We start from the raw sequence: 21,657 nt of genomic DNA, 5'->3' as shown, positions 1-21,657 counted from the left end.
GACCCCGCCACACGGGGCTTGACCCGAACAACAGGCCGGGCCGGTGGGGTACTGGCCACCCGGGAGGCGGCGACCATCGCCACCAGGACGTAAGGTGCGGCCATGAGCCGCCCCGCGCCGCCGACGGCGTACCCGCCCGCCCGCCGCCAGGAGATCGTCGAAGACCTGCACGGCCGCCGTGTCCCCGACCCCTACCGCTGGCTGGAGGAGGCGGGAAGCGAGGAGACCCGCGCCTGGCTGACGGCGCAGGACGAGCTGTTCCACCGGCGGGTCGACGGGCTCCCCGGCCGGGAGCGGCTGCGCAAGCGGATCAGCGAGCTGCTCGGCGCCGGCCATGTGAGCGCACCCACCTGGCGCGGTGACGTGCGGTTCTTCATGCGCCGCACCGCCGAGCAGGAGCACGCGGTGCTCTACATGACCGACGCCGAGGGTGCGGAGACCGCGCTGATCGACCCGATGCGGCTCGACCCCGGCGGGACGACGACCCTGGACTCGTGGCGGCCCGACGTCGAGGGCAGGCTGCTCGCCTACCAGCTCTCCCACGGCGGTGACGAGGAGTCGCTGCTGTACGTCATGGACCTCGCGAGCGGCGAGCAGGTCGAGGGCCCCATCGAACGCGGCCGCTACTCGCCCATCGCCTGGCTGCCGGGCGGGGAGGCCTACTACTACGTGCGCCGGCTGCCCAAGGACCAGGTGCCCGAGGGCGAGGACCAGTACCACCGGCGGGTCTACCTGCACCGCGTCGGCACCGACCCGGAGACCGAGGATGTCCTGATCTTCGGTGCGGGCATGGAGAAGACCAACTACTACGCCGTCTCGGTGAGCCGCGACGGCCGCTGGCTGACCATCTCGGCCTCCCAGGGCACCGCCCCGCGCAACGATCTGTGGATCGCCGACCTCGCCGCCTCCGCGCCCGAGCGGCCGGTGCTCCGGGCGGTCCAGGAGCACGTGGACGCCGAGACCGGGCTGTACGTCGGCCGGGACGGGCGGGCCTACGTCTTCACCGACCGGGACGCGCCACGTGCCCGGCTGTGCGTGACCGACCCCGCCGATCCGGCGTACGAGACCTGGCGGGATCTGATCCCCGAGGACCCGGAGGCGGTGCTCACCGACTTCGCCGTCCTCGACGGGCCGGAGCTGGAGCGGCCGGTGCTGCTGGCGGGCTGGACCCGGCACGCCATCAGTGAGATCACCGTCCACGACCTGGAGACCGGCGAGCGGACCGGCACGGTGCCGACCCCGGGCCTGGGGTCCATCGGCGGCCTCGCCGAGCGGCCCGAGGGCGGGCACGAAGCGTGGTTCGGCTACACCGACAACGTCACTCCCTCGTCGGTGGAGCGATACGACGCGCGTACCGGCGAGACCTGCCTGTGGGCCTCGGCCCCCGGCAGCGTGGACCTGCCCGAGGTGGAGACCCGCCAGGTCACCTACGCGTCCAAGGACGGCACACAGGTCCGGATGCTGGTGATCGGCGGCCCCGGCGACGGGCCGCGGCCCACCGTCCTGTACGGCTACGGGGGCTTCAACGTCCCGCTGACCCCGGCGTACTCCGCGGGGGTGCTGGCCTGGGTGGAGGCCGGCGGGGTCTACGCGATCGCCAACCTGCGCGGCGGCTCCGAGGAGGGCGAGGAGTGGCACCGGGCGGGCATGCTCGACCGTAAGCAGAACGTCTTCGACGACTTCCACGCCGCCGCGGAGAAGCTGATCGCCGACGGCTGGACCACTCCGGACCGGCTGGCGATCTCCGGCGGCTCCAACGGCGGGTTGCTGGTGGGCGCGGCCATGACACAGCGGCCGGAGCTGTACGCGGCGGTGGTCTGCTCGGCCCCGCTGCTCGACATGGTGCGGTACGAGCGCTTCGGGCTGGGCCAGACCTGGAACGGCGAGTACGGCTCGGCCGACGACCCCGAGCAGCTCGGCTGGCTGCTGGCGTACTCCCCCTACCACCGGGTGCGCGAGGGGGTGGCGTATCCGGCGACGCTGTTCACCGTGTTCGAGAACGACGGCCGGGTCGATCCGCTGCACGCCCGCAAGATGTGCGCCGCCCTGCAGCACGCGACCTCGGCGGAGGCCCCGATCGTGCTCCGCAACGAGAGCGAGGTGGGGCACAGTGCCCGCTCGGTGAGCCGCAGCGTGGACCTGTCCGTGGACAGCCTGTCCTTCATGGCCGCGCACACCGGCCTCGTGCTCCAATAGAAGCGGGAGCGGACCACGAGCGATCACGGAGAGTCGCCCATCCGACCACAAGGAGGCTCCGGCCCACCTGGCCGCGTTGAGCCGGATGGACGTCAAGCTGGGGCACCGTATGCGCCCCTGTCCCGACGTGCTGGTCATCGACGCCGTGGTGGCCGAGGACGACGACCGGACCTGCTACCGCCCCGACGAGGTCCAGCTGGTCATCGAGGTGGTCTCCCCGGAGTCGGAGGAACGCGACCGGAAGACCAAGCCGCAGCGCTACGCGGAGGCGGGCATCGAGCATTTCTGGCGGGTCGAGGACGTCGCCGGGGCACCCGTCGCCTACGTCTACGAGCTCGACCCGGCGACCAGGGCGTACGCCCTCACCGGCATCCACCACGGCCGGCTCACCGTCCCGGTGCCGTTCAAGATCGACCTTGATCTGGACGCCCTGCCCCGCTAGCCGTACCGGCACGGCCGGCCGGGTCGCGACGGCACCGGCGGAGTAGGCTCGATCACATCGCGTCAGGACACCTGGCCCGCCTATTCGACTACTGATCGAATACCTCTCATGGCCATGCCGACCGCTTATGAGCGGATCCTCAAGCTGCTCGACAGCGCTCCCGCCGATCCGGATCTGTCCGGCGGTTATCTGAACCTGCTCCAGACCACGCCGGAGCCGAGCCTGGCGCAGAGCGTGATGCAGTCCACCTTCCTTCCGAAGATCTACGAGCGCGTGTGGCGGCCGGTGGGGTTCAACCTGGCCAAGGGCTGGCCGTTCGGTCCCAGCACCGCCGAGGAGTTCGCACTCGCCCGGGAGCGGCTCGGGCTCAGGCGTACCGGCGACGGGGACGGTCCGGCCGCGACGGTGCTGGACGTCGCCTGCGGCCCCGGCAACGTCACCCGCGGGCTCGCGGCGGGCGTCGGCGAAGGAGGGCTGACGGTGGGCATCGACATGTCGCCGACGATGCTCGCCCGGGCGGTCGCCGACACCGCGCTCCCCGGCGTGGGCTATGTGCGGGGCGACGCCATGCACCTGCCGTTCCGGGAGGGCTCCTTCGACGCGGTCTGCTGCTTCGGCGGCCTGTACCTGTTCAGCGACCCCTGGGCGGCGCTCGACAGCATGACCCGGGTGCTGAAGCCCGGCGGGCGGATCGCCCTCCTCACCTCACGGCGGCCACGGCTGCCGCTGAGCCGGCGGGCCGGGGACCTCGCCGCAAGGGCCGGGGGCATGACGATGTTCGGGGACACCGAAGTGACCGGGGGCCTCGGCGCGCGAGGGTACGAGGACGTACGGCGGCGGAGCTATCCGCTGATGCAGTTCGTCTCCGCGCGGCTCGGCTGAGCGGGAACGGATCGCGCACCGGACCGCGCTCCGGTGCGCGATCCGTTCCCCCTCAGCCGAGTGGCTTCTCGATATGGATGTTGGTGATGCCGTTGATGACCTCGCGCCGGGTCTCCCGCCAGCCGAAACGGCGGTAGAGCTCGAGCGCGGGTTGCTGGTACGCCGTCGTGTCGGCGCGCAGCGTCAGGTAGCCGAGCTCCCTGGCGCGTTGCTCCAGCGCCGTGACGATGGCCGAGCCGTAACCGAGGCGCTGGAGGTCGGGGCGCACCCGCAGCCGCACCATCTCACCGACGTCGCCCCGCTGGGCGACGCAGCGGAAAGGGCGGAGGCCTCCCATCGCCACCGGCCGTCCGGCGTCCAGCGTGCCGACGAGGAACTCACCTCCGTCGCGCAGGTAGAGCTCCCGCATCTGGAACAGGTCGTGCTCGTAGTAGACGCCGTCGCCGGGGCGCAGGCCGACCTGGGCGAGCCCTTCGCGGTGCAGGGCGAGAACGGTGTCGAGGTCGGCAGGGTGGTAGCGGCGGATCAGCAGGTCGCCGTACTCCCAGACCGGGGGTTCCGCGCGGAGCCGGAACAGGGTGCGGGTGCCGCCGGCCGGCCGTTCCGTCGAGCGTCCCTCGCCCCCGCCGAGGCAGGCAGGTGGGATCATGACCTCAGACGACCTCGGACGGCGGCGGGCTGACGGTGGGGCTCTGCACGCTCGGCCCGGCGAGCGCCTCGCGGAAGTCCCGGAGGGCGGGCATGTCGCCGTGCGTGCTGGCCGCCGCGGCGCCGAGCTGGCGGGCGCGGTGCATGAGGATGTCGGAGCGGTGCTCGGCCGGCAGATCCAGGATCGCCTCGCGGCCCGCGCTGAGCGCCGCCTCGGGCTCGCCGGCCTGCAGCCTGCAGTGCGCCCGGTCGAGCCGGACCAGGGTCCGGTCGAGCCGGTCGTTGACGGTGTAGAGCGTGAGCGCGTGGCTCAGCACCTCGTCGCCACGCTGGTGATCGCCAAGATTGGTGTAGGTGTCGCCCTCGTAGAAGGTCATCTGCCGGTCGGTGAACCCGAAGACCAGGTCGCCGACCTGGTTGCGGGAGAGCTGGTCGAAGACGGCCCGCCCTCGTACCAGTGCGCGGCGCGCGCTGGGCGCCGCGTCCGAGCGGCCGCGCAGTGCGAGCATGCCGAGCGCGCGCGCCTCCACGGCGGGCGCCATCGCGGCCGCCGCGCAGGGGGTACGGCCGGCCAGGTCCTGCGCCTTGCGGGCCAGGTGCAGCGCCTCGCGCGGATCGCCGTAGTACATCGGCACCAGTGACTCGCGCACCGTCACCCAGGCGCGCAGCGCGCGGTCGCCCGTCTCGTCCGCCGCCGTGCGAGCGGTACGGAAGAACGAGCGGGCCAGCCGGTGGTCACCAAGATTGATCATGATGAGCCCGGACATCCCGGCCAGCTGGGCCGCCAGCCGGCACAGCCGTTCCTGCAACTCGATCGGCTGCCGCTGGTCGCACATGCGCCGGACCTCGCTGAAGTCCAGCAGGACGTCGCAGAGCAGACGCAACGACGGGGTGGCCTGATACTGCTGGCCGTACCCGAGGATCGTCTCCTCCCACTGGTCGAGCATCGTCGGCGACACCGTCGCGCTCACCAGGGTGTCGTCCATCTTGCGCCGTAGGTTGTCGATGGCGCCCAGGAATTGCCCATCCACGGCCACGCCCGCGCCGGCAAGAAGCTGTAGAAGCGTTCTGCGAAGCACGATGTCCTCCTCTCCCATGTCCGCGCTCCCGGAGCCAACGGCGCGGTGCTGGCTCCGAGGATCGCTATTGATCATCCAATGGGGGTCGACGTGCGAGGGCACGACGACCGATCCGACGAGGGTGTCGGACTCGCCCGGCCGGGACTGCGCGGTCTGCGCCCCGCCGGGACGTGCGTTATGACCTCGGCCGCAGACGCACTGCCCCTGAAAACCGAGATCCTGAGGCTCGACCCGGTAGACACTGCACAAATAGTGCAGATATGCCGGGCCCGGCTTTTTGTAACCACTCTCGTAGGCCGACAGCAAAGTCTCACCGAGCTTCGGCGGAGGTTTTCCGTCGACCTCGTAGAGGGCCCTGATCTGCGCGATGACATCAGAGAGCGCGATGCCCCGCGCGAGCCGCTGGGATTTGACCTTGCTGGTGCCGAATAGCGGTGCGCACTGATCGTGGATCTCATCCGCGATCTGTGCGTGGGTATGCCCCCTCGCCAGACCGTGCGCGCGTATCCTGCGCGCTATGTCCGTTTCCTTGCGGGGGGTCTCCGGCATCCCTATCTCACCACTTCGGCGAACGTCGGTGACCGTAGATCATGGCCACAGCAGATAGCCTCTTGCGCACGCAGCGTAACTCTCTAGTCGTACCAGGCCAACCCATTCCCGAAAAGTGGGTGCGCACCGGGTGTACCGCCTGGCACCTGGGCAGACGAACCTTACACCCGGGATGGCAATCGTCCCCCCGGTGGCAAGTATTTCCTTCTCCCTCGACAAGCGGCCCTTGACCGGCAACGGCGGACTTGCAATTCTCGCCAGGCGTAGTGATACGCATTCAAACTGTTGATCACATGACTTCGAGGTCAGGCCGCACGGACACGGAGGGGGTGCGCGAGGTGGTCAGCGACAACCGGCTCGGCTACCTGGAAGAGCTGGTGGACGAACTCGGTACGCGTGGACTGACCGCCCGGGTGGTGCGCACCCGGTCGGGACCGGCGTTCCTGCGGGTGTGCAACCCGGAGGCGGCGAGCCTGGCGGAGAACGTCACGTGCGCTCCGGCCCCCGACTCGAGCGAGCACTACTACTGGTGGTCGTGGGGCGAGCGCATGCACCGGGTGGACGATCCGGGCGGTGCCGCCACGAAGGTGGCGCACGTGCTGGAGGCCCACCCCCACTGACGTGGCACGTCCCGCGGATCCTGGTCTGGAACGGCGCGGGGATCCGGCTCCGCGGGACGTGTCCACCCTCATGCGACACCCGGCGTCGCCCCGGTCCGCAGTCCTCATCCGAGAGGCATCTGAGGGGCGGGCGACTCCGCCGGACGGCGTCCGACTCCGAGAGGGGGGTGGGTCGGGCGCCCGTCCGGCGACCCTCCATCGGTGAGCACTACCCTCACCCCGCGGTCGTACGTTCCGGTCGCCGCCGTCCCCTACGATCGGTTTGCGTACTCGCCGGGATCCACGGCGGCAGTCCGACCGACCCGGGAGGGTCCCCACTCGTGTTCCAGCACTACCCCACTCTGGCCGGACCCATCTTCCAGGCGAAGGGGACGGCCGAAGAGTTCTGCGGCCGGAATCCGGCGCCGAAGCTGCCCTGCCGGCTGGTATGGAACATCACCCACAGCCCCGACGCCGCGAGGTTCGTCCACGCCTACAACCTCGATGTCTGGACGAACAAGATCGTCGCGATCATCGTCACCATCGTGATCGCGCTGATCGTCCGCCGCGTCGTCCACAAGACCATCAGCAAGATCACTACCCGCATGGCCGAGGGCACCATGTCGGAGAAGATCCGGGAGAAGACTCGGACGATCTTCGATGGCAGTCCCGCGCTGGTGAGCGAGCGCCGCCGCCAGCGCGCGGAGACGATGGAGTCCCTGCTCCGCAGCATCGCCTCGGTGATCATCCTGGGCATGGCGGTGTTCTCGGTGCTCGGTGAGATCGGTCTCAATCTGGCCCCGGTGCTGGCCAGCGCGAGCATCATCGGCGTCGCGGTGGCCTTCGGCGCGCAGAACCTCGTCAAGGACTTCCTGTCCGGCATCTTCATGCTGCTGGAGGACCAGTACGGCGTCGGGGACGTCATCGACGTCGGCCCGGCCAAGGGCACCGTCGAGGCGGTCACCCTGCGGGTCACCCGGCTGCGGGACGTCAACGGCGTGGTCTGGTACATGCGCAACGGCGAGATCCTGCGCATCGGCAACGAGTCCCAGAACTGGGCCCGCGCCGTGCTGGACATCCCGGTGTCGTACGCCGAGGACGTCGACAAGGTGCGCAGCATCCTGGAGACGACGGCGGCCGGCATGACCGTCGACCCGCCCTGGGACGAGATCGTCCTGGACGAGCCGTCGGTCTGGGGCGTGCAGGCCCTCACCGGCGAGGCGGTGATCGTCCGGGTGGTCGTCAAGACCGCTCCCGGCAAGCAGGGCGAGGTCGCCCGGGAGCTGCGCGGCAGGGTCAAGAAGGCCTTCGACGAGGCGGGCATCTCGGTGGCCCCGCTCACCGGGTGACGAGTCCGCATAGGCTTGGAGCGATGGCTACCGAGTTGAGTTTGTACGATGCCGTGGGCGGCGAGGAGACCTTCCGCCGGCTGGTCCACCGCTTCTATCAGGGTGTGGCCGAGGATCCGGTGCTGCGTCCCCTCTACCCGGAGGAGGATCTCGGCCCGGCCGAGGAGCGCCTCCGCCTCTTCCTGATCCAGTACTGGGGCGGTCCGCGGACCTACGGGGAGCGGCGCGGGCATCCCCGGCTGCGCATGCGGCACGCCCCGTTCACGGTCGGGGCGGTGCAGCGCGACGCCTGGCTTAAGCACATGCGCGACGCGCTGGACGAGGTCGCCCTCCCGGAGGAGGCCGACACCCTGTTCTGGAACTACGTGGTGATGGCCGCGAGCAGCCTTCTGAACACCGACTAGGGGTGCTGACCCGGAAGGCCCAGTTCGACCTTCCTTGTCATCCCTGGCGTTCTCTTGGGTAGAGCGCACCTTATGATGCGATCCTCCTGGTGGCGCGATGCCGTCGTGTACGAGGTGTACGTCCGCAGCTTCACCGACTCCGACGGGGACGGCGAGGGCGACCTCGCCGGAATCCGGAGCAGGCTGCCCTACCTCCGCGACCTCGGCGTCGACGCGCTCTGGCTGACCCCCTTCTACCGTTCCCCGCTGGCGGACGGCGGTTACGACGTCGCCGACTACCGGGACGTCGACCCGCGCTTCGGCACCCTCGACGACTTCCAGGAACTGGTCGGCGACGTCCACGCGCACGGCCTCAAGCTCATCGTCGACATCGTGCCCAACCACACCTCCGACCAGCACGCCTGGTTCCAGGAGGCGCTCGCCGCCGGGCCGGGCAGCCCGGCCCGGGAGCGCTATCTGTTCCACCCGGGCAGACCGGGCGGCGCACCGCCCAACGACTGGCCGTCGGCCTTCGGCGGCCCGGCCTGGACCCAGGTCCCCGACGGGGAGTGGTACCTCCACCTGTACGCGGCCGAGCAGCCCGACCTCAACTGGCGCAACCCGCAGGTGCGCCAGGAGTTCGAGGACGTGCTGCGGTGCTGGCTGGACCGGGGCGTCGACGGCTTCCGCATCGACGTGGCCGCCGGCCTGTTCAAGGACCCGTCGTTCGCCGACCTCGGCGACCTGCACCGCCACGCGGTCGGCAGCCCGATGTACAGCCGCCCCGAGGTGCACGAGGTCTATCGCGACTGGCGGCGCATCCTGAACGCCTACTCGGGCGAGGAGCCCGGGGACGAGCGGATGGCCGTCGGCGAGGTCTGGACCGACAGCCCGGAGGACCTCGCGCTGTTCCTGCGCCCCGACGAGCTCCACCAGGCGTTCAACTTCGCCCTGCAGCTGGCGCCCTGGTCGGCCGGGGACTTCAAGACCGTCGTCACCGACTTCCTGCGGACCGCCGAGCCGATCCAGGCCGCGCCGACGTGGGTGCTGTCCTCACACGACGCCACCCGGCACCGCACCAGGTACGAGGACGGCACCGGCAACGGCCTGCGGCGGGCCAGGGCCGCGCTGCTGTTCATGCTGGCGCTTCCCGGCTCGGCCTACCTCTACCAGGGCGAGGAGCTGGGGCTGCCGGAGGTCGTCGACCTCCCGGACTCGGCCCGCCAGGACCCGATCTGGTTCCGCACCGGGGGCACCGAGCGCGGCAGGGACGGCTGCCGGGTCCCCATCCCGTGGTCCGGCACGGACGAGCCGTACGGCTTCTCTCCCGACGGCGGCAAGCCCTGGCTGCCGATGCCGGAGGACTGGGGACCGCTGACGGCCGAGGCCCAGGCCGGCGACCCCGGCTCCGTGCTGAACTTCTACCGGCAGGCGCTGCACCTGCGGCGGGAACTGCGGGGGACGCTACCGCAGGACCTGGATCTGCAGTGGCTCGACTCCGGCTCCGCGCAGGCGCTGGCGTTCCGGCGCGGCCCGCTGGTGTGCGTGCTCAACTGCGGCGCCGAGCCGGTCCCGCTACCGGCCGGGCGCGAGCTCCTCCTGGCCAGCGCCGCCCCGGCCGGTGACCTGCTGCCCGGCGACGCCGCCGCCTGGCTCCGTTGAGATCATCGGCACCATGAGGGTCGCGACGAGCGGGAAGACGAGCACCGACGCGAACGCCGCCCCGTAGCCCGGCCCGCCGACCACGATGCCCAGCACCGGCGCGGTGGCCAGCGCGAAGGCGTTCTGCACGGTGTTCTGCAGGCCCAGCGCCCGGCCCGCCCAGGCGCCGCCGGCGTATTCGGCGACGGCGGTGAAGGCCAGCCCGTTGGGGCTCACCGTGATGACACCGGCGATCAGCAGCGGCACGATCGCGGCACCGGAGCCGGCGTAGGCCCCGGCCGCCAGGGCCAGCATGACGACCGTGATCGCGGCCGCCACCAGCCGCAGCGGGCGGACCCGGCTGCCCACCCGGTCGGACCAGATCCCGGCAGCCAGCCGGGTCAGCGCGCCGCCCACCTGCGTCAGCGCCAGCACCCGGCCCGCGGTATCCGGGGCCCAGCCGCACGCGTCGACCAGGTAGACCAGCGAGAAGGTGGCGACGGCGAACTGGGGGACGACCAGCAGGGCGCTGGTGGCGTGCAGCCGCCACAGCACCGGTGTGCGATACGGCGACCGGTCCCGTACCGCCGCCCGGGCGGTACGAGCCGGGTCGCGGGCGAGCAGCGCCGCCAGGACGGCCATCGACACGCAGAAGCCGCCCAGCGCCAGCAGAGGGGCGCCCAGGCCGAAGGCCGCGAGTCCCGGCAGGGTCGCGGCCGCCAACGCCACCCCCAGCGGCTGAGCGGTCTGCCGGATGCCCATCGCCAGGCCCCGCTCGCGCGCGGAGAACCAGCCCAGGATCAACCGGCCGCTCGCGGCGTGCACCGACGCGCCGCCCGCGCCGGCGACGACGATGCAGATCGCCAGCGGCACCAGGCCGTGCACGAACGCGGCGGCGCACTGGGCCAGCCCGGCGATCAGCAGGCCGAGCACCAGCACCAGCCGCTCCCCGTGGCGGTCGGCCAGCAAGCCCCAGGCGAAGAGCGTGCCGAGCAGGCCGGCCATCGGACAGGCCACCACGATGCTCGCCTGGCCGAGTGAGAGTCCCTCGGCGCGCAGGGCCGGGATGAGGAAGGGCAGCCCGAACTGCGCGGCGCAGCCGGCGGTCATCGCGCCGAGACCGACCGCCAGCACCACCCAGCGCCACCGTGCGGGGGGCGTGGTCGCTGTGTTCATATGATGATACTAGCGTCTCGCATTCTGAGACGCCGATCAGGTGTGCGCGACCGCCGCTCGCTCGCTCGGTGAGTGGACGGCGGTCGGAAGCCGGCAGGTGGCGGACGGCGGGTCAGGCCTGGGGTGCCATGTAGCGGCGGATGAACTCCCGCTCCTCGGCCGTGAAGCGGCGCAGCGTGGCCGCCTCCGGGTCGAAGGCGACGATCGAGGAGGTGGCGGTGGCGTACACGTGCTCGTCGTCGCGGATCTCGTAGGCCAGCTTGAACGACGCGGCGCGCGCCTCGACGACCCAGGTCTCCACCCGGATGGGGTACAGCACACCGGTCAGCGGCCGCAGGTAGTCGATCTCGTGACGGGAGACGACCATGCCGCGAACCGGCTTCTCCCCCTTGCGCACCGGATCGGAGTGGAACATCTCCAGCCGCGCGTCCTCGAGATAGCCGAGGAACTTGACGTTGTTGACGTGCAACTGGGAGTCGATGTCTCCGTAGCGGACACGGAACTCGTAGACATGCCGGTAGTCGGTCGCGGACGGCATCATCTCGCTCATGTCCTCACCAGGGAATAGGCGGCGCTCACACAGGGATCGCAGCGATGCTACCCGGCCGGGAGGCACCCATCCGGCGACTGTGACGCGCCCCACTCTCCGTGATCATGCAATCGTTCGACGAACGATTGCATGATCACGGAGGTGAAGGGGTCAGCGAGTGAGCTTGCGGTGGGTGACGCGGTGCGGGCGGGCCGCGTCGGCGCCGAGCCGCTCGATCTTGTTCTTCTCGTAGTCGGCGAAGTTGCCCTCGAACCAGAACCAGCTCGAGCCCTCTTCCCACGACAGGATGTGGGTGGCGATGCGGTCCAGGAACCACCGGTCGTGGGAGGTGATGACCGCGCAGCCGGGGAACTCCAGGAGGGCGTTCTCCAGGCTGGACAGGGTCTCGACGTCCAGGTCGTTGGTGGGCTCGTCGAGCAGCAGCACGTTGCCGCCCTGCTTGAGGGTGAGCGCCAGGTTGAGCCGGTTGCGCTCGCCACCGGACAGCACGCCCGCGGGCTTCTGCTGGTCGGGGCCCTTGAAGCCGAACGCGGCGACGTACGCCCGGGAGGGCATCTCGACCTGGCCGACCTTGATGTGGTCGAGCCCGTCGGAGACGACCTGCCAGACGTTCTTCTGCGGATCGATGCCGCCACGGCTCTGGTCGGCGTAGGAGACCTTGACGGTCTCGCCGAGGCGGAGCTTGCCGGCGTCGGGCTCCTCCTCGCCGACGACCATGCGGAACAGCGTGGTCTTGCCGACGCCGTTGGGCCCGATGACCCCGACGATGCCGTTCGGCGGCAGGTTGAACGACAGGTTGTCCATCAGGACCCGGTCGTCGAAGCCCTTGGTGAGGTTCTCCGCCACGATGACGGTGTTGCCCAGCCGCGGGCCCGGCGGGATCTGGATCTCTTCGAAGTCCAGCTTGCGGGTCTTGGCGGCCTCGGCGGCCATCTCCTCGTAGCGTTCGAGCCGCGCCTTGCTCTTGGTCTGGCGTGCCTTGGGGTTGGAGCGCACCCATTCCAGCTCGTCCTCGAGGCGCTTCTTGCGCTTGGCGTCCTTGGCGCCCTCGACCTTGAGGCGGTCGGCCTTCTTCTCCAGGTAGGTGGAGTAGTTGCCCTCGTAGGGGTGGCAGCGGCCGCGGTCGAGCTCGAGGATCCAGCCGGCGACGTTGTCCAGGAAGTACCGGTCGTGGGTGACGGCCAGGACGGTGCCCTCGTACTTCTCGAGGTACTGCTCCAGCCACTGCACGCTCTCGGCGTCGAGGTGGTTGGTGGGCTCGTCGAGGAGCAGCAGGTCGGGCTTCTCCAGCAGCAGCTTGCACAGCGCGACGCGGCGGCGCTCACCACCGGAGAGCTGGCCGACCTCGGCGTCCGGCGGCGGGCAGCGCAGCGCGTCCATCGCCTGCTCGAGCTGGCTGTCGAGGTCCCACGCGTTGCGGTGGTCGAGCTGCTCCTGCAGCTTGCCCATCTCCTCGAGCAGCGCGTCGGAGTAGTCCGTCGCCATCTGCTCGGCGATCTCCTCGAAGCGCGTGAGCAGGGCCTTGGTCTCGGCCACGCCCTCCTCGACGTTGCCGAGCACCGTCTTTTCCTCGTTGAGCGGCGGCTCCTGCTGGAGCATGCCGACCGTGAAGCCGGGCATCAGCCGGGCATCGCCGTTGGACGGCTGCTCCAGACCGGCCATCATCTTCAGCAGTGTCGACTTACCGGTCCCGTTGGGGCCGAGGACACCGATCTTCGCACCGGGCAGGAAGCTCAGGGTGACGTCGTCCAGGACGACCTTGTCTCCGTGCGCCTTGCGCACGCGCTGCATGGTGTAGATGTACTCGGCCATGCCACAAGCCTAGGGGCTCCCGGGCAGTGCTCGGGGGCCGTGCGGTCACACCGGCCGGGTCACGCCGGCCGCGGGGGCTCCGGCCGCGCGGCGGGCAGGCAGACCCGATCCCGGCCGGACTCCTTCGCCCGGTACAGGGCAAGATCGGCGGCGGCCATCAGCTCGATCAGATCCTGGCCGTGGGTGCGGAAGAGCGACACCCCCACCGAGATCGTCACGGTGGCGGTGCCGTCCTCGGCGGGCACCGCCAGCCTGCAGACCCGGTTGCGCAGCCGCTCCGCGACCCGGCAGGCCTCGACGGTGTCCGCGCCGGGCAGCAGCGCCACGAACTCCTCGCCGCCGAACCGGCCCACCACGTCGTAGTCGCGCAGCTGGCTGACGAGGGTGTTGGCGACCGCGATGAGCACCTGATCACCGACCAGATGGCCATGGGTGTCGTTGACCCGCTTGAAATGGTCGATATCAATGATCAACACGGCCAGCGGCTCCGTGGTCCGCTGTGCCCGGGACAGCTCGGTGTCGGCCTCGCGCTGCCACGCGGCCGCGTTGAGCAGCCCGGTCTTGGCGTCGGTGCGGGCGGCTGCCTGCAGCTGCTGATGCAGCAGGCTGCGCTGGAGCAGCACGACCGGCGGCAGCGTGAGCAGCAGCAGCCCCAGGGAGTCGGTGCAGGTGATGGCCACGATCACCCCGACGCAGAGCTCGACGACGTCGAGGATCACGCTCTCGCGGTTCCACAGGACCTCGCGCCACCGGGTCTCCGGCGCGGCGCTGTGCGCGGCCACCGCCACCAGCCCGGTGTTGACCACGATGAACAGCACCGCGGCGGCGACGGCCGTCAGGAGCGACGACGGGATGTCGACGACCCAGTCGACGGCGTCGTCCAGCGGGTCCGGGACGACCCGGTGGAACAGCACCGACGCGGCGGCCCCCGCCAGCCCCAGGGCCGAGGTGACGAAGACCCGGCGGTAGAGCAGGGTGCGGCGGACCCGGAACTGGAGCAGCGCCTGCAGCGGGATCGGCATCAGCAGGGCGTAGAACGGCGGCAGCAGCAGCGCCACCGGCAGCCACCACGCCGACAGCAGGTCACGGGCCACGCCCGCGGGCATGCTGAGCCGCCGCGACGCCTCGATGCACACGGCGCCGCAGGCGAGCAGCGTCACGAAGGTGACCACGTGGTTGGGCCGGAACGGGATCCGCGCGCCCTGCTGGACGACCAGCGCCAGGTGCAGGGCGACCACCGCGAACACGTAGCCGACCAACGCCACCGGCTGGGTCAGAAGAGGCCACCCGGATGGCGTGCGCGGCACGTCACCACGACTCCCGGCGGCCGACTGGTGCACTGCCGTCATGCTCCCCCCTCGGTCGGGACAGCCCTCAGGGGTTTGCGGGTCCGGACCCCCACGGCGTATCACGTTGTGTAACACGATAGTTGCAATGTGTGCGGAGCGGGTGAAGAACCGGTACCTTCGTTGACGTATATCTCTGGACGCACCGCTCTCTGGACGCACCGCTCACAGCGGCCACCGGCGCTGCTCGGCTCACACCGCCCTCGGCACCACCGGAGGGGGAGAAACGATGCGCGGCATCTCGTGGATCTAGGCGCCCCGCCGTCGCCCCGCCGTCACCGCGCCGTCGCCCCGACGGCAGCGGGGACGCCGCCGCGCCCGGCGACGCCCCCGCCCCGCACCGGATCACTCCTCCGGCCGCCCCTCAGCCGGCGCGTCAGGCCGCCGCGGTGCGGGCGTCGTACCGGTCGTAGTCCCGCTCGTCCTCCTCCTCGTCGCCGAGGCCGGAGCCGCCGGCGCCGGATCGGCCGTCGTCACCCGGATGACCCATCGCTGCCACGGCCCCCTCGTCCGCGGCATCGCCGTCCGGGTCCGGCGCCGGACCGAGGTCGCTCGCCCACTGGTCGTTGCCGGCCAGCGCCTCCTTGATGTCCTCCGCCGTGGTGGTGCCGCCCCGGCTGACCCGCTCGAACCGGGAGACGCCGCGGGTCATGTCGTAGCCCACCGTGGTGGCCTCGATCTCGACGGAGTAGCGCAGGTTGCCGTTCTTGGCGTACTCCCGGATCCGCAGCCGGCCGGTCACCAGCACGGGCGCGCCGCGCTTCATGTCCGAGGCCCGGACGTTGTCGGCGAGCCCCCGCCAGCAGTTCACCGTCAGGAACATGCTGTCCAGGTCCTGCCACTGCCCGGTGGCCTTGTCGAACCGGCGCGGGGTGCAGCCGACCCGTAACGACGCGAACGGCGTGCCGTTCGCGGTCACGGTGTGGAACGGATCGGCGGCCAGCCAGCCCACCAGGGTGATGTGCGCGTCGTTCATGCGTCCTCCACATCAGGTGCGGTGCGGGGTCTCCTTGACCCCGCGCACCACCACCGTGACGCATCGCGACATCCGCTGCCCAGCCCTGACGCGGACTGTGGATAACCGGTGCGGGCCGCTGCTCAGCTCGGGGTCTCGCCGCGGGCCACCGACACCTGGGCGCGGTAGCGGGCACAGGCGGCCAGCTCGGCGTTCACCGGGTCGAGGATCTTCTCCTCGACGACGTCGATGATGCGGTCCCGCATGGCCGCCTCCATGCGCTCACCGTGCCGGGCCGACGAGAGCGCGACCACGTTGCGGCAGGCGGAGGAGGTCAGCACGCCCATGCCGAGCGTGCACGCGACGAGGACCGAGACGTACGGGACGAGGTCGGCGTCCCCGACCAGGTCGAAGGGCGGATGCCCCACCTCGGCCACGCCGTAGGCCAGCAGCAGGCCCACCCAGACGACGCTGATGACGGCGACCACGACGAGCACGTACTGCCAGATCCGGATGACCGACCACCAGCCCGGGACCTGGTTGAAGGTCGGCAGCGCGTCCTTCAGCGAGGCGCCCAGGGCCTCCGGCAGCTCGGCGGCGTGCGACCGGCTGGCGTCCCGCACCGACAGCTGCCAGGCCTCCGGCAGCTCGGCGGTCACGTCGTCGGTGATGCCCTGCAGCGCGGTGTCGACGTCGCCCTGCTGGGCCCCGACCGGGCCGGTGAAGGCCCCGCGCAGCTCGTTGCGCAGCTCGGTCAGCCGCATCTTGCGCAGCGGGTCGCTGCGCAGCCGGGCGACGAGCTTGGCCACCGGCCAGCCGATGTAGTCGGTGGCCCGCAGCTCGTAGGCGCTCTCCATGGCCTCGGCCACGGCGGAGGCGCCGGCCGCGTCGGTGAGCGCGTCGATGAGGGTGATGATCCGCTCGTCGGCGACGGCCTCCGGTGGCGGTTGCGCCGAGCGGTAGGCGGAGAACCGCTCGGCCAGCCGGTCGATGTCCGCGGTGAGCCGCTCGGTGCGCGCCCGCCGGGCCGCGACGGTGTCGACCAGCACTTCCCGGAAGCCGTCCGCGCCGCCGTCGACGACCGCAGAGGTGGTGAGGATGCGCGGCCGTTCCAGCCCTTCGGCCTCCAGCAGCCGGCGCAGGTCCGAGACGCAGTCCTCGACCTCCTCGGGCTGCAGCCGGTCCACCTGGTTGAGCACGATGAGGGTGACGCCGGCGTGCTGGGCGAAGGGCACGATGTAGTTGCGGTGCAGCGAGGCGTCGGCGTACTTCTGCGGGTCCACCACCCAGACGAGCAGGTCCGCGACGGCGACGAACCGGTCCACCTCGGCCCGGTGCAGGGCCTGGATGGAGTCGTGGTCGGGCAGGTCGAGCAGCACGAGCCCCTGCAGCGAGCCGGCACCGCCGACCGTGCGGTCCAGGGCGCTGGCGCGGGCGTACCGGAAGCGCTTGTCGACGGCGAGCCAGTCGAGCAGCGGCCCGGCGCCGTCCAGCCCCCAGACGCAGGCGTGCGCCAGCGAGGTCATCGGCCGGCGCATCCCCACCGGCGAGAGGTCGAGCCCGCAGATGGCGTTGAACAGCGACGACTTCCCGCTGCCGGTGCCGCCGGCCAGGGTGACCACGGTGTGGTCCCCGGACAGCCGCAGCCGCTCCCCGGCCCGGTCCAGGAGTACGGCGGCGTCATCCAGCAGTGGCTGGTCGATCCGGCCGGCTCCGAGCTCGACCAGGGCGTCGAGCGCGCTGAGGCGGATGGAGAGCCAGGAATCGGCCGTGGAGTTGCCGCTTGGGGCGGGCTCCTCGGCCGTTTCCCCGCTCAGGGGGGCCGTCGTCGTCATCGCGCGACCTCGAGGTTGTATGTGGCCTGGTAGAGCTGGACGGCGGTAGTTTCGTCGGGAATCCCCGCCGCGTCCAGCGCCTGGCCGAAACGTATGGCCTCTTCGTCGAAGAGCATGCCGATCCTGCTGCGCAGGTCGGCCCGGGCCTTGGCGCCCATGCCGCGCAGCGACTCGGCGCCGAAGAGCGCCTTCAGCAGCCGCTGCGGTACGGCGCTGGTGCCGCCCTCGACGGCCACGTCACTGGTGCCGTAGCCGAGCAGCCCGATCATCAGGACCACGGAGAGGGCTTCTTCGTCGAAGGAGACGACCTTGGCGACCGAGCGTTTGGTGACGCCCTCCGTGCGGATCAGCTGAAGCACGTGGTCCTGCCAGGAGCTGACCGCCCGGGTGACCCGGCGGGGCAGCTCGGCGGAGATGTGGCCGAGCGCGGACGTCTGCGCGTCGAGGATGTCCTTGCTGGCGGGGTTGACGCGCCAGCGTGAGATCACCGACTCGGCACCGTGCTCGGCACCGGCCAGGATCAGCGACTCCAGGCTGGACCGGAGCGCCTTCTTGAGCGCGCGCACCCGGGTGGGGCTACGGCGGCGCCGGCTGGCCGGCTTGGGCAACCGGGCGCCGCGGCGCACGTGCAGGGCCCGGACCAGGTCGCCGGTGCCCGCGAAGTCCTGCCACCGGGCCAGCACCTCGCCGCGCAGCAGCGAGCCGTTGCGGGTGGCCTCGTCGAGCTCGGCCAGCGCGGTGGCGTAGGCGCCCTCGACGTCCTGGCTGAGCGACATCCGTAGTTCGACCTGCGTCTCGACGTGCTTGGCGAGCTGCGGCACCCGGGTGCGGAGGCTGTCCAGGACCCCGACGAGGGTGGCGTCGATGACGCGGGTACGGCGGTCGCCGTCCTCGGACATGTCGAGCAGCCACTCACGGATGCCCTCGACGCACTTCTCGGGCAGCTTGCTGCCCTCGATCCGGGTCTCCGGGATGCTGAAGCGCCGGGCCTCCCCGACGCCGTGCGCGGCCAGCATCTCGGCGAAGTGGTCGACGACCTCGGAGCCCGCGCCGTCCGGGACGCGCGAGAGCACGGTGCCGATGGTCGCGCCGTGCTCACGGGCCCGCTGGAGCATCTCCCACACCTGGGCGTCGGCGTAGCGGGCCGCCGTGGTCACGCACAGCCAGAGGTCGGCGGCGTCCATCAGCTTGGTGGCGAACTCGTAGTGGTCCTCGAAGACCGAGTCGAAGTCGGGACTGTCCAGCAGCGCCAGCCCGGCGGGAAGGGCGTCGCTGGCGATGATCACAAGCTGGTCGCCGGCGATGGCGTCCGGGGCGGGCCCGGGCACCCGGCCCATGCCGGGGATCACGTCGGTGCTGAGGAAGTAGTCGAAGTGCTCGGGGTGGCAGACCAGGATCGGGCTGCTCGTGGTGGGCCGCAGCACCCCGGTGGCGCTCACCCGGGAGCCGACGAAGGTGTTGACCAGCGTCGACTTGCCCGCGCCGGTGGAGCCGCCGAGCACGACCAGCAGCGGGGCGCCGCTGCCGCGCACCCGGGGCAGCACGTAGTCGTCGAGCTGGTTCCGCAGCTCGAGCTGGGCGGCCCGCGCCTCTTCGACGGCGGGCTCGTCGAGCACGAAGCGGAACGAGTCGATCTGTTCTCGTAGGTCCATCAGGGCTCGATCGAGACCGGCCTGCCCGGCCCGGGCCGGAGGCGCCGGGGGTACGGACGCGACCGCATCGCTGACGGCGCTCTGATCCGCCGGAGATGTCACGGATCCTGCCCCATGTCCGCTCTTATCATGTTGATCTCTCGTGCCACATGCACCACGTCACCGACGACCACGATCGCCGGAGGACGCACACCGTCTGCGGTCATCTCGTCCACCACCGTGCCCAGCGTCGCCATGAGGGCGCGCTGATCCGGCAGAGTACCGTCCTGGACGACCGCGACGGGCGTGTCAGAGGACCGACCATAGCGCATGAGAGCCTTGGCTATAAGGGCCATCCGCTCGACCGCCATGAGCAGAACGACGGTCGCGCGGGAGCGTCCGAGAGCCTCCCAGTCGACCGTCGACCGCGGGTCGTCCGGGGCCACGTGCGCGGACACCACATGGAACTCCTGCGCCACTCCCCGGTGGGTGACCGGGATGCCCGCTGCCGCCGGCACGGCGACCGCGCTGGTGATGCCGGGGACGACGGTCACCGGGATTCCGTGCCGGGCGCAGTGCAGGACCTCCTCACCGCCCCGGCCGAACACGAACGGGTCGCCGCCCTTGAGCCGGACCACGAACTTGCCCTGCCTGACGCGGTCGACCAGGTAGTCGTTGATGTGCTCCTGGGTCACCGAACGGCCGTAGGGGATCTTGGCCGCGTCGATGACCTCGACGTCGGCGGAGAGCTCGTCCAGCAGCAGCCGGGGGGCCAGCCGGTCGGTGACGACCACGTCGGCCTGGGCCAGCAGCTGCCGCCCCCGCACGGTGATCAGCCCGGGGTCGCCGGGACCGCCGCCGACCAGCGCCACCCCGACGGGCTTGTGCCGTGAGTGCCGGGCCTCCAGGCTGGCGTCGCGCAGCCCCTCCACGATCGCGTCGCGGATCCCGGCCGCCCGCCGCGGGTCGCCGCCGCCGAGCACGGCCACGGTCGTCTCGCCCACCTGGCCGCCGGCCGGCGTCCACGCGGCGGAGGCCTCGGCGTCGTCGGCCCGCACGCACCAGACCCGGGCCTCGGCGGCCTCGGCGGCGACGGCGGCGTTGATCTTCCCGTCGTCGGTGCAGGCCTGCACCAGCCAGGCCTCCGCGCAGTCGCCCGGCTGGTAGGCCCGCCGGTGCCACAGCACCTTGCCGTCGGTGATCAGGTCCTCCAGCGAGGGGGTCACCTGGGGTGAGACCAGCACGACCTGGGCCTCGGCCGCCAGCAGGGCCGGAACCCGGCGCTGGGCGACCCGGCCACCGCCGACGACGACGACGCGTCGCCCGCTGAGGCGCAGACCAAGGAGGTACGGAGGCACGCTAGAGCTCTTTCCCATCTGTGACACTCGACGACTAAAGGTACTCGGATTCATCTGGTCATGCCGACTCGCCGGTCTTGTCGGTGACCCCGGCGGAGTCGAAGGTCGCGACCTCGTGCAGGACCCGGACCGCGCTCTGCACCAGCGGCAGTGCCAGCAGCGCGCCGGTCCCCTCGCCGAGCCGCAGGTCCAGCTCGATCAGAGGACGAAGCCCCAGGTGAGCCAAGGTAGCCGCATGACCGGACTCCGCGGAACGGTGGCCCGCGACCCAGCCCGCGACCGCGTCCGGCGCCAGCGCGGCGGCGACCAGCGCGGCGGACCCGGCGATCACCCCGTCCAGCACCACCGGGACCCGGCGCGCGGCAGCCCCCAGGAGGAACCCGGTGATCGCGGCGTGCTCCAGCCCGCCGAGCGCGGCGAGCAGTTCCAGCACGTCGTCCGCCGACGGCGCGCCGCCCGGCCCGGCCTCGTGGTCGAGGCTCCCGGCGCCGGACGCCCGGGTGACCACGGCGTGGTGGCGGGCGAGGGCCCGTCGCACCACGTCGATCTTGCGGGCGTGGGTGGCATCGTCGATGCCGGTGCCCCGGCCGGTCACCTCCTCCGGCGGCCGGCCGGTGCGGGCGGCGATGAGGGCGGCCGAGGCCGTCGTGTTGGCGATCCCCATGTCGCCGGTGATCAGGCAGCGGTGGCCGGCCGCGATCAGGTCCCGGGCCACCTCGATGCCCACCTCGACGGCCCGGCGGGCCTGCTCGCGCGTCATGGCGGGGCCCAGCGTGAGGTCCGCCGTGCCGTGGGCCACCTTGCGCGCCAGCAGGCCGGGGGCCGGGGACAGGTCCGCCGCCACGCCCACGTCGACCACGCGGACCTCCGCGCCGGCCTGGGCGGCGAACGCGTTGACCACCGCACCGCCGGCCAGGAAGTTGGCGACCATCTGCGCGGTGACCTCCTGGGGCCACGGCGTGACGCCCTGGGCGTGCACTCCGTGGTCCGCGGCGAAGATCGCTACGGCGGCGGGCTCGGGCATCGGCGGCGGGCACTCCCCCGCCAGCCCGGCCATCCGTACCGAGATCTCCTCCAGCACGCCGAGCGCCCCGGGCGGCTTGGTCAGCCGGGCCTGGTGCTCACGCGCGTCCTGCATGGCGGCCTCGTCCAGGGGGTGGACCGCCGAGATGGTCTGCTCGATGAGCTCCATGCGTTCCTCTCTTCTCTCCGTGCCGTCGATTCCC

18 protein-coding genes are annotated in these 21,657 nt (G+C 71.5%); 7 read left to right on the top strand and 11 right to left on the bottom strand.

Annotation, left to right across the window (positions count from 1 at the left end; genetic code table 11):
- Nucleotides 1–102 precede the first annotated feature (102 nt).
- The 3 genes from ACRYCC_RS40885 to ACRYCC_RS40875 all read left to right on the top strand — a co-directional run bounded on the left by ACRYCC_RS40885 (nt 103) and on the right by ACRYCC_RS40875 (nt 3,520).
- On the top strand, nt 103–2,196 hold the full coding sequence (locus ACRYCC_RS40885; RefSeq protein WP_433819475.1) for a prolyl oligopeptidase family serine peptidase: 2,094 nt from the start codon (nt 103–105) through the stop codon (nt 2,194–2,196).
- 76 nt (nt 2,197–2,272) lie between these two features.
- Nucleotides 2,273–2,638, top strand: a complete 366-nt coding sequence (locus tag ACRYCC_RS40880) for a Uma2 family endonuclease (protein WP_433819474.1) — start codon at nt 2,273–2,275, stop codon at nt 2,636–2,638.
- A 108-nt stretch (nt 2,639–2,746) separates the two neighbouring features.
- Nucleotides 2,747–3,520 (top strand): class I SAM-dependent methyltransferase, encoded by a 774-nt coding sequence (locus tag ACRYCC_RS40875; protein WP_433819473.1) that lies wholly within the window; start codon nt 2,747–2,749, stop codon nt 3,518–3,520.
- A gap of 52 nt (nt 3,521–3,572) precedes the next feature.
- Here ACRYCC_RS40875 and ACRYCC_RS40870 read toward each other — a convergent pair whose 3' ends face one another.
- Nucleotides 3,573–4,169, bottom strand: a complete 597-nt coding sequence (locus ACRYCC_RS40870) for a GNAT family N-acetyltransferase (protein WP_433819472.1) — start codon at nt 4,167–4,169, stop codon at nt 3,573–3,575.
- A 4-nt stretch (nt 4,170–4,173) separates the two neighbouring features.
- Complete coding sequence (locus ACRYCC_RS40865; RefSeq protein WP_490885262.1) at nt 4,174–5,322, bottom strand: NsdA family TPR-like regulatory protein; 1,149 nt, start codon at nt 5,320–5,322, stop codon at nt 4,174–4,176.
- Nucleotides 5,323–6,089: 767 nt separating this feature from the next.
- Here ACRYCC_RS40865 and ACRYCC_RS40860 point away from each other — a divergent pair.
- From ACRYCC_RS40860 to ACRYCC_RS40845, 4 genes are all read left to right on the top strand, one after another.
- Nucleotides 6,090–6,416: a hypothetical protein gene (locus ACRYCC_RS40860; RefSeq protein ID WP_433819470.1), complete on the top strand. Its 327-nt coding sequence runs from the start codon at nt 6,090–6,092 to the stop codon at nt 6,414–6,416.
- 320 nt (nt 6,417–6,736) lie between these two features.
- On the top strand, nt 6,737–7,744 hold the full coding sequence (locus ACRYCC_RS40855) for a mechanosensitive ion channel family protein (RefSeq protein WP_433819469.1): 1,008 nt from the start codon (nt 6,737–6,739) through the stop codon (nt 7,742–7,744).
- Nucleotides 7,745–7,767: 23 nt separating this feature from the next.
- Nucleotides 7,768–8,148 carry a globin gene (locus ACRYCC_RS40850; protein ID WP_433819468.1) on the top strand — a complete coding sequence of 127 codons (381 nt, stop codon included), beginning with the start codon at nt 7,768–7,770 and terminating at the stop codon, nt 8,146–8,148.
- 75 nt (nt 8,149–8,223) lie between these two features.
- Entirely contained in the window at nt 8,224–9,789 is a 1,566-nt protein-coding gene (locus ACRYCC_RS40845) for a glycoside hydrolase family 13 protein (RefSeq protein WP_433819609.1), read from the top strand.
- On the opposite strand, the gene ACRYCC_RS40840 is transcribed toward ACRYCC_RS40845, so the two are convergent.
- From ACRYCC_RS40840 to ACRYCC_RS40800, 9 genes are all read right to left on the bottom strand, one after another.
- A complete protein-coding gene (locus ACRYCC_RS40840) occupies nt 9,703–10,944 on the bottom strand; it encodes an MFS transporter (protein ID WP_433819467.1) in 1,242 nt (413 codons plus the stop codon). The genes ACRYCC_RS40845 and ACRYCC_RS40840 overlap by 87 nt on opposite strands.
- Nucleotides 10,945–11,056: 112 nt before the next feature.
- On the bottom strand, nt 11,057–11,494 hold the full coding sequence (locus ACRYCC_RS40835; protein ID WP_433819466.1) for an acyl-CoA thioesterase: 438 nt from the start codon (nt 11,492–11,494) through the stop codon (nt 11,057–11,059).
- A 150-nt stretch (nt 11,495–11,644) separates the two neighbouring features.
- Complete coding sequence (gene ettA / locus ACRYCC_RS40830; protein ID WP_433819465.1) at nt 11,645–13,306, bottom strand: energy-dependent translational throttle protein EttA; 1,662 nt, start codon at nt 13,304–13,306, stop codon at nt 11,645–11,647.
- Between the two features lie 59 nt (nt 13,307–13,365).
- On the bottom strand, nt 13,366–14,655 hold the full coding sequence (locus tag ACRYCC_RS40825) for a GGDEF domain-containing protein (RefSeq protein ID WP_433819464.1): 1,290 nt from the start codon (nt 14,653–14,655) through the stop codon (nt 13,366–13,368).
- 373 nt (nt 14,656–15,028) lie between these two features.
- Nucleotides 15,029–15,628: a single-stranded DNA-binding protein gene (gene ssb / locus ACRYCC_RS40820; protein ID WP_433819463.1), complete on the bottom strand. Its 600-nt coding sequence runs from the start codon at nt 15,626–15,628 to the stop codon at nt 15,029–15,031.
- A 122-nt stretch (nt 15,629–15,750) separates the two neighbouring features.
- A complete protein-coding gene (locus tag ACRYCC_RS40815; protein ID WP_433819462.1) occupies nt 15,751–17,442 on the bottom strand; it encodes a GTPase family protein in 1,692 nt (563 codons plus the stop codon).
- Nucleotides 17,439–19,094: a GTPase family protein gene (locus ACRYCC_RS40810; RefSeq protein ID WP_433819461.1), complete on the bottom strand. Its 1,656-nt coding sequence runs from the start codon at nt 19,092–19,094 to the stop codon at nt 17,439–17,441. Before ACRYCC_RS40810 ends, ACRYCC_RS40815 begins: the two co-directional genes overlap by 4 nt.
- Nucleotides 19,095–19,192: 98 nt before the next feature.
- Entirely contained in the window at nt 19,193–20,449 is a 1,257-nt protein-coding gene (gene cobA, locus ACRYCC_RS40805; protein WP_433819460.1) for a uroporphyrinogen-III C-methyltransferase, read from the bottom strand.
- Nucleotides 20,450–20,489: 40 nt separating this feature from the next.
- Nucleotides 20,490–21,623, bottom strand: a complete 1,134-nt coding sequence (locus ACRYCC_RS40800; protein ID WP_433819459.1) for a nicotinate-nucleotide--dimethylbenzimidazole phosphoribosyltransferase — start codon at nt 21,621–21,623, stop codon at nt 20,490–20,492.
- Between the last annotated feature and the right edge of the window lie 34 nt (nt 21,624–21,657).

It is taken from the genome of Actinomadura scrupuli (genome assembly GCF_050971785.1).
GTDB lineage: Bacteria > Actinomycetota > Actinomycetes > Streptosporangiales > Streptosporangiaceae > Actinomadura_E > Actinomadura_E scrupuli.
This window is presented reverse-complemented; position numbering and strand designations above follow the sequence as displayed.

Coding starts and splice junctions, on each gene's coding strand:
- ACRYCC_RS40885 (WP_433819475.1), top strand. CDS start 103: ATGAGCCGCCCCGCGCCGCCGACGGCGTACCCGCCCGCCCGCCGCCAG.
- ACRYCC_RS40875 (WP_433819473.1), top strand. CDS start 2,747: ATGGCCATGCCGACCGCTTATGAGCGGATCCTCAAGCTGCTCGACAGC.
- ACRYCC_RS40870 (WP_433819472.1), bottom strand. CDS start 4,169: ATGATCCCACCTGCCTGCCTCGGCGGGGGCGAGGGACGCTCGACGGAA.
- ACRYCC_RS40865 (WP_490885262.1), bottom strand. CDS start 5,322: ATGATCAATAGCGATCCTCGGAGCCAGCACCGCGCCGTTGGCTCCGGG.
- ACRYCC_RS40860 (WP_433819470.1), top strand. CDS start 6,090: ATGACTTCGAGGTCAGGCCGCACGGACACGGAGGGGGTGCGCGAGGTG.
- ACRYCC_RS40850 (WP_433819468.1), top strand. CDS start 7,768: ATGGCTACCGAGTTGAGTTTGTACGATGCCGTGGGCGGCGAGGAGACC.
- ACRYCC_RS40845 (WP_433819609.1), top strand. CDS start 8,224: ATGCGATCCTCCTGGTGGCGCGATGCCGTCGTGTACGAGGTGTACGTC.
- ACRYCC_RS40840 (WP_433819467.1), bottom strand. CDS start 10,944: ATGAACACAGCGACCACGCCCCCCGCACGGTGGCGCTGGGTGGTGCTG.
- ACRYCC_RS40835 (WP_433819466.1), bottom strand. CDS start 11,494: ATGAGCGAGATGATGCCGTCCGCGACCGACTACCGGCATGTCTACGAG.
- ettA (WP_433819465.1), bottom strand. CDS start 13,306: ATGGCCGAGTACATCTACACCATGCAGCGCGTGCGCAAGGCGCACGGA.
- ACRYCC_RS40825 (WP_433819464.1), bottom strand. CDS start 14,655: ATGACGGCAGTGCACCAGTCGGCCGCCGGGAGTCGTGGTGACGTGCCG.
- ssb (WP_433819463.1), bottom strand. CDS start 15,628: ATGAACGACGCGCACATCACCCTGGTGGGCTGGCTGGCCGCCGATCCG.
- ACRYCC_RS40815 (WP_433819462.1), bottom strand. CDS start 17,442: ATGACGACGACGGCCCCCCTGAGCGGGGAAACGGCCGAGGAGCCCGCC.
- ACRYCC_RS40810 (WP_433819461.1), bottom strand. CDS start 19,094: ATGGACCTACGAGAACAGATCGACTCGTTCCGCTTCGTGCTCGACGAG.
- cobA (WP_433819460.1), bottom strand. CDS start 20,449: ATGGGAAAGAGCTCTAGCGTGCCTCCGTACCTCCTTGGTCTGCGCCTC.
- ACRYCC_RS40800 (WP_433819459.1), bottom strand. CDS start 21,623: ATGGAGCTCATCGAGCAGACCATCTCGGCGGTCCACCCCCTGGACGAG.